This is a genomic window from Caballeronia sp. LZ062 (genome assembly GCF_031450785.1).
Taxonomy (GTDB): Bacteria; Pseudomonadota; Gammaproteobacteria; order Burkholderiales; family Burkholderiaceae; genus Caballeronia.
In genome coordinates, this window is record NZ_JARTWB010000002.1 from 795,445 (window position 1) to 808,906 (window position 13,462).

Genomic DNA, 13,462 nt, shown 5'->3' on the forward strand with positions numbered 1-13,462 from the left:
TGAGGATAATCGACATGTCCGCCTTTCTGTATGTCGCAGGGAAAAACGACGACGAGGCCCGCGACCGCGCTTTCTACCTTCTTAAGAAATACACGAGCGCCACGCTGCTGCGGCACGCGATTGCCCTCTATCGTGAATTTTTGAGCGACTTTGAACGCGAAATCAATCGGCCCGAGGTCGAAATCGACTATAGCGGTGACCTTGTTCGGTTCATGCGGTTTCTGCAACCAATGGAATACGCTGAACCACTGTTGACAATTCCCGCGCGCCGCCCGGAAGCATTTGATTCCTTGCGGGACGGGCTTGCTTTTCATACCTACATATGGGGGCGAAAGTACGAAGAACTTGGGGCGGACGACCCGAGCGATCTTTTCTATAAGATTGGTTATCGCAAGCCGGCGCATGAATCTCTAGGAACCTTTGGCAAAGCGAATCGTTCTGCTGATTTTATGTCCTTGCTTTATGGGACGCTCAACAAGAAGGGAAGAATCTATTTCAGTCGCCCAATCGCTAGGTCTCGGTCGGCAATGTGCTGGACATATGAAAGCATTTTCTTCGACGCGCTATCATTCAACGGCATACCTGCGATCCACTTTCCCACGCAACTCAGCCATTGCCCGCCACCTAACGAAAACACTACAGGCGAGGTCTGGAGCGGTCGTCAGATACCCGTAACGGGCATTTGGGAGCCTTGGTCCATCGATCCGAAGATCGGCGTTCGTTGTCCGAATTACTATCTTGCCGGTGATACCGCCAGCCAGTACCAATTCGAAGGCACTGACACGCTAGAAGACGTGCGCTGGCGCTTGATCTGGAAGGATACCCGGTATGCGGACGGAACCATCCCTTACGACGAGCGTGAGTATTTCGCGCCACCCCCGCCTGTGATCCGCAATCGACGCTTGCTAACTGCTCGTCCAGGCGATATCTGCCCGCGAAGCGGCGAATGGTTCTCTCACCACCTGAACCGGCGCGTCACCGTGAAAGCAGGTGAGCCGATGCCTGGGCCGGAACGTGGCAAGACCGGTGCGGTTATCTGGTATCTAGAACTGAACGACTGACTCACTGTCTCGCGGCGACCGAGTGCTCGATCCGGCGCCTCCGGCTCGTTCTTGAACCTCGTCCGGGCCTATCGAGCGCCGAAAGACTGTTGCCCAAAGTGAAAGAGAGGCGCCGATTGGCGCTTGGGCTGAGGCGGCATTTCGTCGATGAAATTGGCCGCCCCGGCGCAAGCACCGATCGCGCATGACTGACTCGCTTGCGCGAACCGGTGTCAACTACCGTCAACAATGCGCAGGATGCAGGTCCGCAGGAACTACCCAGCCGCTTCTGCATCCCGTCGAAGCAACGCTAGCTCCTCAACCTCACTTCGCCGCCGCAAGCCTCTCCTCAATATGCTTCGCGCGCGACGGCGACGACGGGTGCGAGCTCAGCATGCTCGAGTTACCGCCATCCAGCGCCGCCAGCTTCTGAAACGCCGTCACGAGCCCGGCCGGGCTATAGCCTTTCTTCTTCTGCATATCGAACGAGTAATCGTCCGCGGCGCTTTCCTGCGATTGCGAGAACTGCGCGTTGACGAACTTCTCGGACAAATCGCCGAGCTGCGATGCCGACAAGCTGCCGACCACGCCGCCCGCTGCCGATGCCACCGAGCGCGCCGCCGACGTCGCGTAGGCGACCTGCATCGCCTTCTTCGTGTGGCCGAGCGCCACGTGGCCCATCTCGTGACCCACGACGCCGCGCACTTCGTCGTCGTTCATCTTGTCCATCAGGCCGCTGTAGACGCGCACGCAGCCGTTGGCCATCGCCCACGCATTGACGTCCTTCGTGATGTACACCTTATAGTTCACCGGCACGCCGTTGATGTTGTCGCCGAGTTGCTTCGCGATGCGATTCAGGCGCTGCGCATACGCGCTCGATGCCGGCGCGATCTTGTTTTGCGCGTCCATCTCCGTGCACGACTTGTCGGAGAGCTGGCGCACGTCGGCGTCGCTGAGCGTGAATGCCTGCGTGGCCATCTGGCCCGACTGCAGCAGCGTGTCCGGGCTCAGATTGGCGACGCTGCTGCACGAAGCGAGCGTGAAGGCGGCGGATGCGGCGATGGCGATGCGTACGAGTTTCATGGTCTGCCTATATGAGTTGTTGTGATCCGTCCACGAAGATTCGCGGACGGAGCGCAATGCTCAAGGGCAGCATCGCCGTAAGCTATCCGACAATTCCTAATTTTGCTGACAAGCCGCTGACGGAACGCCAGCGAGCCAAGCGAATCAGTGATCCGTGCGTCGGCATGCCGCGCGCACGCGCGCCGCCGTTGATGCTACCGGCGACGCTTCCATGGCAATTGCCGGCGTCTCGGGCAGGGCTTCGGAGAGGAGCTGAGTCAGCGTGCGGCCGGGCGGCATTTCGACGAACACGCTCGCGCCGCGCTCGGCGAGCGCGATCGTCGAATCGTGCCAGCGCACCGGGTAGCGCAGGTTGGTCGCGAGGTCTTCGCGGATTGCATCGGCGCGCGCGAGCACGCGTGCGCCGCGATTGCCGACATACGCGATGCGCGGCGCCACGAAGCGCACCTTCTCGGCGGCTTCGGCGAGCCGCACGGCCGCTTCTTCCAGCAGCACGCAATGCGACGGCACGCTCACCGCCAGCCGTTCCGCCTTGCGCGCGCCGCGTGCCAGGGCGAGTCCGCGCACGGCGTCGAGCCCTTCATCGCTGCCGGATACGACGATCTGCCGCGGTGCGTTCAAATTGCCGATGTAGGCATCGGCGCGCGCCTCGTCGATCACGCTGGCAATCTCGCGTTCGTTGAGGCCGAGTATCGCGAGCATCCCGTAGCCGCGCGGATAGGCGTCCCGCATCAGCGTGGCGCGCAGGCGGACGAGCCGCAACGCATCGTCGAAAGCGAGCGCGCCGCAGGCCACCGCCGCGCCATACGCGCCGATCGACAGGCCCGCGACCGCTTGCGGCTCGATGCCTTCTTCGGCGAGCGCACGCGTCGCCGCGACGCCCGCCACCGTCAGCGCGATCTGCACCGAGACGGTCGATGCGAGCGCGTCGGCCGTATCGAGCGATAAGACGGCTTCGCCGAGAATCACCGACGCCTCCGCGAGCGTGCGCGCGATAGCCGGATGCGGCTTCTCGGCGCCCAGCCGATGCAGGAAGCCCGGCGTCTGCGCGCCCTGTCCGGGAAAGAGAAAAGCGATCATGGCGCCGCCCACGGATCGGCGGCGAAACGCGGACCGTCGGCGTGACGAAGCAGCACGCGCACGTTCTGCCGCGCGAACTCCGCAAGCGAGAACGCGGCTTCGGGCGTTTCGATCTGCACGTCGATGCGCGTGCCGGCGCGTCGCGCTTCGTGCGAGAGCGCATCCAGAAGACGCGAGGCATCGGCGCGCGAGAGCGGCTCGGGCGCTCGCACGATGACGTCGAGGTCGCTGCTTGCCGTGACCGTCGGCTGGCCGCTTGCCAGTTCGAACCCCGTGCTTCCGGCGGGGCCCCAGCCGAGGCCGGCAGCGTCGACGATCGGCGCGACGGCGTGCAACAGCGCAAAAGCGGGCATGTCTCTGCGCGATGCGGCGGGCTCGCGCAGCCGCAACGCTTCGGGCGTCAGCACGCACTCGATGTCACGCGCCTCGACCCACGTGCCGAATCGCTCACTCCGGGCCGCCCCGCGTATGCCGACGGCGATGGCGCTACCCATGCGCGGCGCGCGTCGCACGACGACGAACGGCGCGCGCGCGAGCGATGCTTCGACCCACGCTGGAGCGTCGGCGAAGGGCGGGGCTGCCGGGGACAATGCGAACAAGTCGTGCGGGCGCGGTTCGAGCGGCGGGAAGGTCATCGCGCGGTCAACTTCCTATCCGATGGTTGGACGGCTCGGCAGGCCGAAGCGATACCGTGCTTGCGAGACGTGCGACTGTTGCCCTGGAGAGCCCTCCGCGGCGCATCGTTGATTGCGCTCCAGGATTCGGGCTGACGGGCCTTCGCACAATCGCGACATCGCGCGGTGCGAGCAACGTGCTTCCTTCGACGCGCAGGAAAGCGTCGACGCGCCGCCGGGCGCGCGCTGCGCGACGCCAGCCCGTTCGAAGCACACGCGAACTGGCAGCCGAAGCCGGACCGACCCGATCCCGTCGAGCGCGTGCTGGCGGGCCCGGGCGATTGCTCCATCCGCACACGCGAGGCGAAGCCAGCGGATCGGGAGCGGCGCAGCGCCCGAAGTCCCGCGCCGTCCGTGAGCCGCGTATCGCACGCGATGCGCCGAAGGCGTCCAGTGCGTCGCGAACCTGGCGCCCGGACGAGCGAGGCGTGCAGTACGCGCCGCGAATGCCGCACTGGAACGCACGGACGCACCGGACGCGCCTAGTGAAGCGGATGCGCGGCGCGCAGCGCGGCCCGAACGCGCGCAATGCGCCGCAAGCACCGACCGCGCCGAGAACGCCCAGAGAGCCGAACATGCCGAATGCATCCAACGGACGGAATGCACTAAACGCCCGAATTCGTCCGGCATCACGCCTCCCACTGCTCTCTCATCCGCCGCCGCACCTCGACCGACGCGGCCCGCGTGCGTTTCGCATCCGCCGACGTCAGCCGGTTCGACAGATCGCGCGGACCGCCGCGCGCGTCCGCGACCGCCGCAGCCAGCGACGCCTTCACGCGCTCCACATCGGCCTGCGAAGGCGCATCCGCGTTCACGCCTTCAATCAGTTCGTGCAGCAGCCCGAGCTTCGCGTAGGCGCTCATCTTGTACGACATCGGCAGCACCGTATCGCCGAGCGCATCGAGGCTTTCGACACTGCGCCGCGTCACGCGCGCCGCCGCTTCCTTGCCCATGGCATGCACGGTGGTGCCCGACGCATCCAGCGCGACGATGCGGTTCGCCTGATAGCCATGCGCGAGATACGCGCCCGACATCGCCGGCCCGACGATCAGCGCGATGACCGGATGCCCGGCGAGCCGTGCGCTCGCGTAGGCATCCACTGCGGCGGCGCACGCGAGATGGATGCCGAGCAACTCTTCCCGCCGTCCGTATGCCTGGCTCTTCACATCGACGATGGCGACGACAGGCCGCTTCGAATCAGCGTCGCGATCCGCGTTCATCACCTCGCGTACCGCACGGGCGAGCAGCCAGCCCTGTTCGAGCCCGACCACGTTATCGGTTGCACGAGGAAAGCGATTGTGCGCGTCGGGCACCACGGCGATGAAGCGCGTCGCGGCGCCATCCAGTTCGCCGTCGCGCGCGCGGACCGGGCCGCTTTCCGCTTCGGCAGGTGCCGTCGTTAGCGCATCCAGCCAGCATTCGCCGCGCGAAGTCATGGCGTTGATCGTGCTCATCGTTGCGATCCTCCAGTCTGGTTCCACAGCGCGCGGAGCGTGTCAGGATCGATCGCGTCGGGATTCACGCGGGAAAGCCGTTCGATGAACCCGTCGACGTCCTCGCTGCGATGCCGCGCCGGCACGCCCCGCGAGAACGCCGCGATCACGGCGTCGCGCACTTGCGCCGTATCGTCTTCGACGAGCGTGTCCGCGAGTCCGACCGCCACGCGTTGCTCGCCGCCGATCATCGACCAGATGAGCCGGCGATCGCCCGCGTCGAGTTCCTCGATGCCCGCTTCCTGCTCGATCACTTCCGGCCCGTTCATGCCGAGGCGCGCCTGCCGCGTCATCACGAGTTCCGTGCACAGCGCGGCCGCGAGCGACATGCCGCCGAAGCAGCCGACCATCCCGCCGATCACGCCGATCACCGGCACATGCCGCCGCAGCGCGACAATCGCCGCCTGAATCTCCGCGATGGCCGCGAGGCCGAGGTTCGCTTCCTGCAGACGCACGCCGCCGGTTTCGAACAGGATCACCGGACGAATCGTGCGGCCCGCTTCGAATTCGCCGAGCGCGAGTTCGAGCGCCGCCGCGATCTTCGCACCCGACACTTCGCCGATGCTGCCGCCCTGAAACGCCGGTTCGATCGCCGCGATGACCGCCGGCTCGCCGCCGAGCGCCCCGCGGGCAATCACTGCCCCGTCGTCGGACTGGCAGACGATGTTTTGCATCGCGAGCCACGGCGATTCGAGCCGGTCGAACGGGCCGAGCAACTCGCGGTACGTGCCCGCATCGAGCAACGCCTGCGCGCGCTCGCGCGCCGTCATTTCGATAAAGCTGTGGCGCGCGAGAAACGTGTCGTGGACGTTCATGGCGTGTCTCCGCTGTCCGGCGCATCGCTCGCTTCGGCGGCTTCCGAGAGGCGCAGCATCACGACACCCGGCGTCGCGCCAAAGTCGTTCAGCTCGAATTTCGCCGCGCCGTCGTAACGCTGGAAGAAGCGGTCGAGCACGCTTTTCCAGACCTGCTCGTAGCCGTCGACGCTCGTGCGGATCACGACTTCCGCGTTCGCGCTCTGCGACGGCGTGAGCAGCACTTCGAGATCGCCCGATCCGACCACGCCCACGTGCGCGCGGCGCGTGACGGGCCGTTTGGCGGGGTATTCGTATCGCATGTTTTCCATCTTCGTTCCTCTGGTTGCGTCTCAGGACGATTGCCCGAGGCTGTCGAGAAAGAGCGTGGCCGCGAGCAGGTCCGCCGCGCCACCCGGCGATGCATCCAGCGCCAGCAGGTCGCGGTCGAGCCGCGCGAGCGCCGCGCGTCCCGCTGCGTGCGCCATTCCGCCGTGTTCGATCACGCCCCGCGCGCCGTTTTTCGCGACGGCGAGCGCCTTCATGCCGCCGCGATGCAGCACGCACGTGTCGTCGAGCGAGGCCATGATCGCGATGAGCGCGTCGAGCCGCGCGTCGGTGTCAGCCAGACCGCGCCGGCGCGCATCGACGAGCGCGGGCAAGCCGATCCGCAGCGCGTGCGGAAAACCGTCGCGGGCTTCGCCGCGTGCGCCCGCGACGCGAAAGCGCGCCGTCACGCGTGCGCCGTGGCTCGCCTGCGCCGACGCGGGCGCGAAGCGGTCGTCGTATCGCGCAATCGCGGCGGCGGATGCGCAGATCGCTTCGCTGTCGGCGGGCGCGTGCATCGCCGCGCCCGCGCACAGCAAGCCGACGATCCAGATCGCGCCGCGATGCGCGTTGCTGCCGCCGGTCGCGCGCAGCATCGCGGCTTCGCCTTCGCGGCCGATGCGCGCGAGCCGTTCGCGCAACGCCTGCGACGGCGCCGCGCCCGACGCGGCCCGCGCGATGGCGAGAAACGTCGGTTGCAGCGCGCGCGCCGAGCGCAGCATCGTGGCGAGATCGAGATCGCGATGCGCGCCGCTGCCGCGTTCGTCGACGAGCGCGGGCTTCGGCGTGAGCCGCGCTTCGGCGATCAACGCATCGACGGCGAGCGCGGCGATGGCAGGGGCAGGCGCAGGCGCGGACGCGGCGTGCTCGCTGGCGTCGTCGCGGAAAAGGGGAAGCGCGGCGGTCATCGTGCTCACCAGCTTCTGAAGCGGGCAGGCGGCGCGTAGAGACCGCCCGACCACGCGACGAGATCGTCGATGCTGCGCGCGGCGAGCAGCGAGCGTTTCGCGTCGCCGCGCCGCACGCCGAGGTCTTCCGGGAACGCGACGATGCCGCGCCGCCTCAGTTCCGCCGTCTTTTGCGCATCGGCGCGCATGCCGATGGGCGTCACGCCGGCCACGGCGGCGAGCGCCGCACGCCGTTCGTCGACGCCTTCGGCTGCGTGCAGGTACGCAATGCCTTCTTCGGTCACGACATGCGTGACGTCGTCGCCGTAGATCATCACCGGCGCAATCGGCATGCGGCTTTTTTCGCCGACGGCTATGGCGTCGAGCGCATCCACGATGGTCGGCTCGCCGCCTTTCTTGTACGTTTCCGCGGTCTGCACGACGAGCTTGTGACCCCGCGCGATGGCCGGATTCGGGCCGTCGTTTTTGAGGAGCTTGAGCCACGCTTCGCTCGAATGACGGCGGCCGCGCGGGTCGTGGCCCATGTTCGGCGCGCCGCCGAAGCCCGCGAGCCGTCCAAGCGTGACCGTCGATGAATTCGCGTCCGCGTCCATCTGCAAGGTCGAGCCGATGAAGAGATCGACGCCGTACTGGCCCGCAAGCTGACAGAACACGCGATTCGAGCGCAGGCTGCCGTCGCGTCCGGTGAAAAACACGTCCGGGCGCGCCGCGATGTACTTCTCCATGCCGACTTCGCTGCCGAAGCAGTGCACGCTTTCGACCCAGCCGCTTTCGATGGCGGGAATGAGCGTCGGGTGCGGATTGAGCGCCCAGTGCGTGCAGATCTTGCCCTTGAGCCCGAGCGATTCGCCGTAGGTCGGCAGAAGCAGTTCGATCGCCGTCGTGTCGAAGCCGATACCGTGGTTCAGCGATGTGACGCCATAGCGCGCGTAGATGCCGCGAATGGTCATCATCGCCATGAGAATCTGCAATTCGCCGATGTGCCGCGGATCGCGCGTGAAAAGCGGCTCGACGGCGAACGGCCGGTCCGCCTTCACGATCACATCCACCCACGAGCCGGGAATATCGACGCGCGGCAGTTCATCGACGATTTCGTTGACCTGCGCGATCACGATGCCATGCCGGAACGCGGCCGCTTCCACGATGGTCGGCGTGTCCTCGGTGTTTGCGCCGGTGTACAGATTGCCGTGGCGGTCCGCCTTTTCCGCGCAGACAAGCGCGACGTTCGGCGTCAGATCGATGAACATGCGCGCGTACAGTTCGATGTACGTATAAATCGCGCCGATCTCGAGCAGCCCGTCTTCCAGCAGTTGCGCGACGCGCAGGCTCTGCGGGCCGGCATAGGCGAAATCGACCTTGCGCGCGATGCCCTGTTCGAAGAGCGTCAGATGCTCCGGCCGGCTGATGCTCGAAATCAGCAGATGCACGTCGTGTACGCGCTCGGGATCGAGCCGCGCGAACGCACGCGACAGAAAATCCGCCTGCTTCTGATTGTTGCCTTCGAGCGCAACACGGTCGCCCGTGACGATCAGCGCATGCAGCGCATCGACGATGCGTTCGGTGTCGAGCACCGGACCGTCGAGCCACGGCTCGATCAGCTTCAGGCGGCGCGCTTTCTCTTCTGCGCGCGTGTTCCAGCGTCGGGATGGCGAAAGGGCATCGGCGGAAGGAGACGGATTCATCGGTCGGCCTGTCGGGAAGTCGTTCGGGAGAGTGCGCTGGCGGAACTACGCGTGCGGCGCTTCTTCTTGAGCGGATGCGCTTGCCCGAGCGCCTGCGCATCGGCGAGAAAGCGGTGAATCAGCTCGCCTGTGGCGAGTAGATGACGCGCGACGAGCCTCTGCGCGGCTTCGATGTCGCGCGCGGCGAGGGCATCGAAGATTGCGCGATGCTCGGCATCGGACGCATCTTTGTGTATCGGCAAGCCGAGTTTCAGGCGCAAATACCGTTCGCCGCGCCGGTGCATCTGGCCGATCAGCTCCATCAAATGCGGACGGTTGGCAGGCGCATACAGGCTCGCATGAAACTGCTCGTTGCGCATGACGTAGAGCGCGGGGTCCGGCTCGTTCTCGGCGGCTTCCAGCAGGCGTTTGCAATGCGCAAGCGTTTCCGGCGTGTGCTGCCCGATTGCAATGCCGATGGCGAGACTTTCGAGCGACGCGCGAATTTCGTAGATCTCGCGCGCCTCGTCTGCGGATTGCGGGCTGACGGCTGCGCCGCGATTCGGCTCGATAGTGACCCAGCCTTCGCTCTCCAACTGGCGAAAGGCTTCGCGAACGGGAATGGCGCTCACCGAGAACTGCCGCGCGATCGCGTCCTGACGCAGCGGCTCGCCGGGCGTGAGCGCGCCTTCGACGATGGCGGCGCGCAACGCATCCGCGATGAAGCGCGACGTGCTCTGGCGCGGCTCGAACTGCGCGTCGCGAAACGACGACGGAGCCGGCGACGCCGCTTGTGAAGAGAGATCTGTCGACATGGCTGCTAGGTGAAAGTGCGGAGTTGTCGCGTCCTGACGTTCAAATATTATATATAAAACCGCACACGGAACCCCGGTGCTTTCCCTAGACGCCGACACTCGAACCGATAACACGCGCGTCGATTTTTCCGTCAGTTGCCGACCTGCAGAGAGAAGGAGACACGCCATGCCGAGTACGCTCGATCGTCCGATTAGCGCCACGCGCGCCACGAGGACGCCGCTCAACCGTTCGCAGATAACCGGCTTTTGGGGCGCGTGGGCGGGCTGGACGCTGGACGGAATGGACTCGTTCATTTACGCGCTCGTGCTCGCGCCCGCGCTGACCGAACTGCTGCCGCGCTCAGGCTATGCCGCGACGCCCGCGAACGTCGGTCTTGCGGGATCGATTCTCTTTGCGCTCTTTCTCGTCGGATGGGGACTGTCGTTCATCTGGGGGCCGCTCGCGGATCGCTTCGGGCGCACGAAGGTGCTCGCCGCGACCATCTTCACGTTCGCCATCTTCACCGGGCTTGCGGCGACCGCGCACACTGTCTGGGCGCTCGGTATCTACCGCTTCTTCGCGGGCGTGGGCATAGGCGGGGAATGGGCGCTCGCCGGGACGTACGTCGCGGAAGCGTGGCCGGAGGACCGCCGCAAGATGGGCGCGGGGTATCTGCAAACCGGCTACTACGCGGGCTTCTTTCTGGCTGCCGCGCTCAATTACACGATCGGCGCGGCGTTTGGATGGCGCGCGATGTTTCTCGTCGGCCTGTTTCCGGTCGTCGTGTCGATTCTGGTGCTGATGCGCGTGAAGGAGACCGACAAGTGGGAGCGAGCCGAAGCGACGGCGGCGCCCGCGGTGAAGCATCAAAGTCCGCTGCGCGCGATCTTCTCGGCGCAGTATCGCAAGCGCACCATCGTCGCGGCCGTGCTGCTCACCGTGGCGATCATCGGGCTGTGGGCGGGCGCGGTCTACGAGCCGTCGGCGGTCATCCAGCTTGCGACGAAGGCCGGCATGACGAAGCCTGAAGCCGCGCGCATGGCGTCGATCGCAACGGGGTTGTTGTCCATCGGCACGATCATCGGCTGTCTCGCGCTGCCGCCGATGGCCGAGCGCATCGGCCGCCGCAAGACGCTCGCGGTGTACTTCGTCGGCATGGCGGTGTCGATTGCGCTGTCGTTCGGCTGGGCGTTCTATCTGAAGAACGGGCTCGTGCCGTTCATCGCGCTCTTGTTCGTGCTCGGCTTTTTCGGCGGCAATTTCGCGCTCTTCAGCCTCTGGCTGCCGGAGCAGTTCGAGACCCGCGTGCGCGCGACGGCATTTGCGTTCTGCACGTCGATCGGGCGTTTTTTCGGCGCGATCGTGAACTTCGGCATCGGCGCGATGGTGCTCAACATGAAGACACTCGGAGTGCCCATTGCGCTTACCGGAATTGCGTTCCTGATCGGCCTCGCGGTCATTCCGTTCGCGCCTGAAACGAAAGGCCACGAGTTGCCGAACTGACGCGCGCCACATGCGGTACTATCGCGGCGGCCCTCACGGGCCGCCGTTTTTTTATAGTCGGCAGCGCACGCGATAAGCCTTACGCTGACGTAAGCGTAGAGACGTGCTGCGCGCCGCGACCGGACAGTAACGCGACGTTACGATCTCGAACAACTGTCCGGCAAATCGTTCGTTATAGTCGATTCAACACAACAAACAACCCATCGAGGTGGGGCTTCACATGAACAAGGTTTCGAAGGCTTCCGTGGCATACGCGCTGGTGCTCGGCGGCTTGACGTTGTCCGGCGCGGCAATGGCCGGCGTGTCGGTGGGCGTGAACATCGGGATTCCCGCGCCCGTGTATGTTGCGCCTGCGCCGGTCTATGCGCCGCCGCCTCCGCCCGTGGTGTACGCGCCGCCGCCGCCGGTTTATGCGCAGCCGGCCGTCGTGATCGGCTGGCACGGCGATCGTTACTGGGACGGCCGTCGCTACTGGGATCGCGACGACTGGTATCGCTATCACGGGCACGGCAACGGCTACGGCTACGGCTACGGTCACGGCGAGCACGGACACGAAGACCACGGGCGTCACGGCTGGCACTGAAGCGAAACCGCTCGGCATAGCCTGTACCGAGAAGCCACTCGCGTGTAGCGAGTGGCTTTTTGTTTTGACGACCCCGGCGACTGCATGTAACGAAACGTAAGCTTTCCTCTGACCTAACGGCTCACGCGGCAGAAACTTACAAAGCAGAAACATGCCGGTGAAAGGTTTCCGTTATATTTTGTCGCACGCTAACAACGAGAATACGAGGATCAGCGCCATGAAACCTACGAGGCATTTGCTCGCCGCCGCGCTCTGCGTCGCGGCATGGTCGGCAGGCAGCGCGGCGCATGCGGCGGATGTGCACATCGGCGTGAATGTCGGGATTCCGGCGCCCGTGTACGTCGCGCCGACGCCGGTCTTTGCGCCGCCACCGCCGCCGGTTATCTATCAGCCCGCGCCGATGTACGCACCGCCCTTGGTGATCGGCTGGCACGGCAACCGGTATTGGGACGGACGACGCTATTGGAGCCGCAACGACTGGTACCGCCATCATGGCTATGGTCACGGCCCGCAGCCGGGGCGTGGCCATGGATATGAGCACGGACATGGGCACGGGAACGGTCACGGTCACGGCCACCATTGACTTCGCGTAGCGGCCGCCAAAAGACGAAAGGGCCGTTCCACGAAGGAACAGCCCCTTTATTAACGCGAATCAGCGCGATGCCGCGAGAGCGCTCACTCGCCGATGCCCGCCATCCCGCCGACGACCGCGTGGAACCCGGCATCGACATGCACGATTTCCGCGCTCACGCCGCCCGCCAGATCCGACAGCAGGAACGCGGCGACGTTGCCGACTTGTTCGATCGTCACGTTGCGCTTGAGCGGCGCGTTGTCTTCCACGAAATCGAGAATCTTCCCGAAGCCCTTGATGCCGCTTGCCGCGAGCGTCTTGATGGGGCCGGCCGAAATGCCGTTCACGCGCACGCCCTTTTTCCCGAGCGATGCCGCGAGGTAACGCACGCTCGCTTCGAGCGATGCCTTCGCGAGACCCATCGTGTTGTAGTTCGGAATCGCCCGTTCCGCGCCGAGATAGCTGAGCGTGAGCAGCGACGCGCTGTCCGAGAGCATGGAATGCGCGGCCTTCGCGAGTGCCGGGAAGCTGTACGCCGAGATGTCGTGCGCGATGCGGAAGTTTTCGCGCGTCATGCCTTCGAGGAAATCACCGGCAATCGCTTCGCGCGGCGCGAAGCCGATCGAATGCACGAGACCGTCGAGCGTGCCCCAGCGTTCCTTGAGCGAGGAGAAGAGCGACTCGATGTCGGCGTCGCTGCTCACATCGCACGGGTAGACCATGTCGCTGCCGAATTCGGTCGCGAATTCGGTGATGCGGTCCTTGAAACGCTCGCCGACATACGTGAACGCCAGTTCCGCGCCCTCGCGCTTGCAGGCCTCCGCGATGCCGTAAGCGATCGAGCGGTTCGACAGCAAGCCGGTCAGCAGAATTCGTTTTCCAGCGAGAAAGCCCATGAATGCTCCTTGAATGTCAATGTCACGCGAGGCTCGCAAGGCGTCTCGTTTGCG

General features: G+C 65.5%; 14 protein-coding genes. 4 read left to right on the forward strand and 10 right to left on the reverse strand.

The annotated features are described in order from the left end of the window. Positions 1-14: 14 nt before the first annotated feature. Positions 15-1,061, forward strand: coding sequence for an Imm72 family immunity protein (locus P9239_RS09755; protein WP_309750254.1), 1,047 nt, complete (start codon positions 15-17; stop codon positions 1,059-1,061). A 303-nt stretch (positions 1,062-1,364) separates the two neighbouring features. Here P9239_RS09755 and P9239_RS09760 read toward each other — a convergent pair whose 3' ends face one another. From P9239_RS09760 to P9239_RS09800, 9 genes are all read right to left on the reverse strand, one after another. Beyond that, the gene (locus P9239_RS09760) at positions 1,365-2,123 is read right to left on the reverse strand and encodes a M48 family metalloprotease (protein ID WP_309750255.1); all 759 of its coding nucleotides are present in this window, start codon (positions 2,121-2,123) and stop codon (positions 1,365-1,367) included. Positions 2,124-2,267: 144 nt separating this feature from the next. Continuing rightward, positions 2,268-3,203: a malonate decarboxylase subunit epsilon gene (mdcH, locus tag P9239_RS09765; RefSeq protein ID WP_309750256.1), complete on the reverse strand. Its 936-nt coding sequence runs from the start codon at positions 3,201-3,203 to the stop codon at positions 2,268-2,270. Continuing rightward, a complete protein-coding gene (locus tag P9239_RS09770) occupies positions 3,200-3,838 on the reverse strand; it encodes a malonate decarboxylase holo-ACP synthase (protein WP_309750257.1) in 639 nt (212 codons plus the stop codon). The genes mdcH and P9239_RS09770 overlap by 4 nt, the downstream gene beginning before the upstream one ends. Before the next feature lie 668 nt (positions 3,839-4,506). Continuing rightward, a complete protein-coding gene (gene mdcE / locus P9239_RS09775) occupies positions 4,507-5,331 on the reverse strand; it encodes a biotin-independent malonate decarboxylase subunit gamma (protein ID WP_309750258.1) in 825 nt (274 codons plus the stop codon). Further along, positions 5,328-6,185 carry a biotin-independent malonate decarboxylase subunit beta gene (locus tag P9239_RS09780; protein WP_309750259.1) on the reverse strand — a complete coding sequence of 286 codons (858 nt, stop codon included), beginning with the start codon at positions 6,183-6,185 and terminating at the stop codon, positions 5,328-5,330. The genes mdcE and P9239_RS09780 overlap by 4 nt, the downstream gene beginning before the upstream one ends. Next, complete coding sequence (locus tag P9239_RS09785) at positions 6,182-6,496, reverse strand: malonate decarboxylase subunit delta (RefSeq protein ID WP_309750260.1); 315 nt, start codon at positions 6,494-6,496, stop codon at positions 6,182-6,184. The genes P9239_RS09780 and P9239_RS09785 overlap by 4 nt, the downstream gene beginning before the upstream one ends. 21 nt (positions 6,497-6,517) lie before the next feature. Continuing rightward, on the reverse strand, positions 6,518-7,399 hold the full coding sequence (locus P9239_RS09790) for a triphosphoribosyl-dephospho-CoA synthase (RefSeq protein WP_309750261.1): 882 nt from the start codon (positions 7,397-7,399) through the stop codon (positions 6,518-6,520). 5 nt (positions 7,400-7,404) lie between these two features. Further along, positions 7,405-9,081 carry a malonate decarboxylase subunit alpha gene (gene mdcA, locus P9239_RS09795; RefSeq protein WP_309750262.1) on the reverse strand — a complete coding sequence of 559 codons (1,677 nt, stop codon included), beginning with the start codon at positions 9,079-9,081 and terminating at the stop codon, positions 7,405-7,407. Next, on the reverse strand, positions 9,078-9,875 hold the full coding sequence (locus P9239_RS09800) for a GntR family transcriptional regulator (protein WP_309750263.1): 798 nt from the start codon (positions 9,873-9,875) through the stop codon (positions 9,078-9,080). Before P9239_RS09800 ends, mdcA begins: the two co-directional genes overlap by 4 nt. Before the next feature lie 166 nt (positions 9,876-10,041). Between P9239_RS09800 and P9239_RS09805 the strand changes: the two genes are divergently transcribed. From P9239_RS09805 to P9239_RS09815, 3 genes are all read left to right on the forward strand, one after another. Next, a complete protein-coding gene (locus P9239_RS09805) occupies positions 10,042-11,358 on the forward strand; it encodes an MFS transporter (RefSeq protein WP_309750264.1) in 1,317 nt (438 codons plus the stop codon). 220 nt (positions 11,359-11,578) lie between these two features. Next, positions 11,579-11,941, forward strand: a complete 363-nt coding sequence (locus P9239_RS09810; RefSeq protein WP_309750265.1) for a hypothetical protein — start codon at positions 11,579-11,581, stop codon at positions 11,939-11,941. Between the two features lie 217 nt (positions 11,942-12,158). Further along, entirely contained in the window at positions 12,159-12,524 is a 366-nt protein-coding gene (locus P9239_RS09815) for a hypothetical protein (protein ID WP_309750266.1), read from the forward strand. Positions 12,525-12,616: 92 nt separating this feature from the next. Here the strand turns inward: P9239_RS09815 and fabI are convergent, their stop codons facing one another. Continuing rightward, positions 12,617-13,408, reverse strand: a complete 792-nt coding sequence (gene fabI / locus P9239_RS09820) for an enoyl-ACP reductase FabI (protein ID WP_309750267.1) — start codon at positions 13,406-13,408, stop codon at positions 12,617-12,619. Between the last annotated feature and the right edge of the window lie 54 nt (positions 13,409-13,462).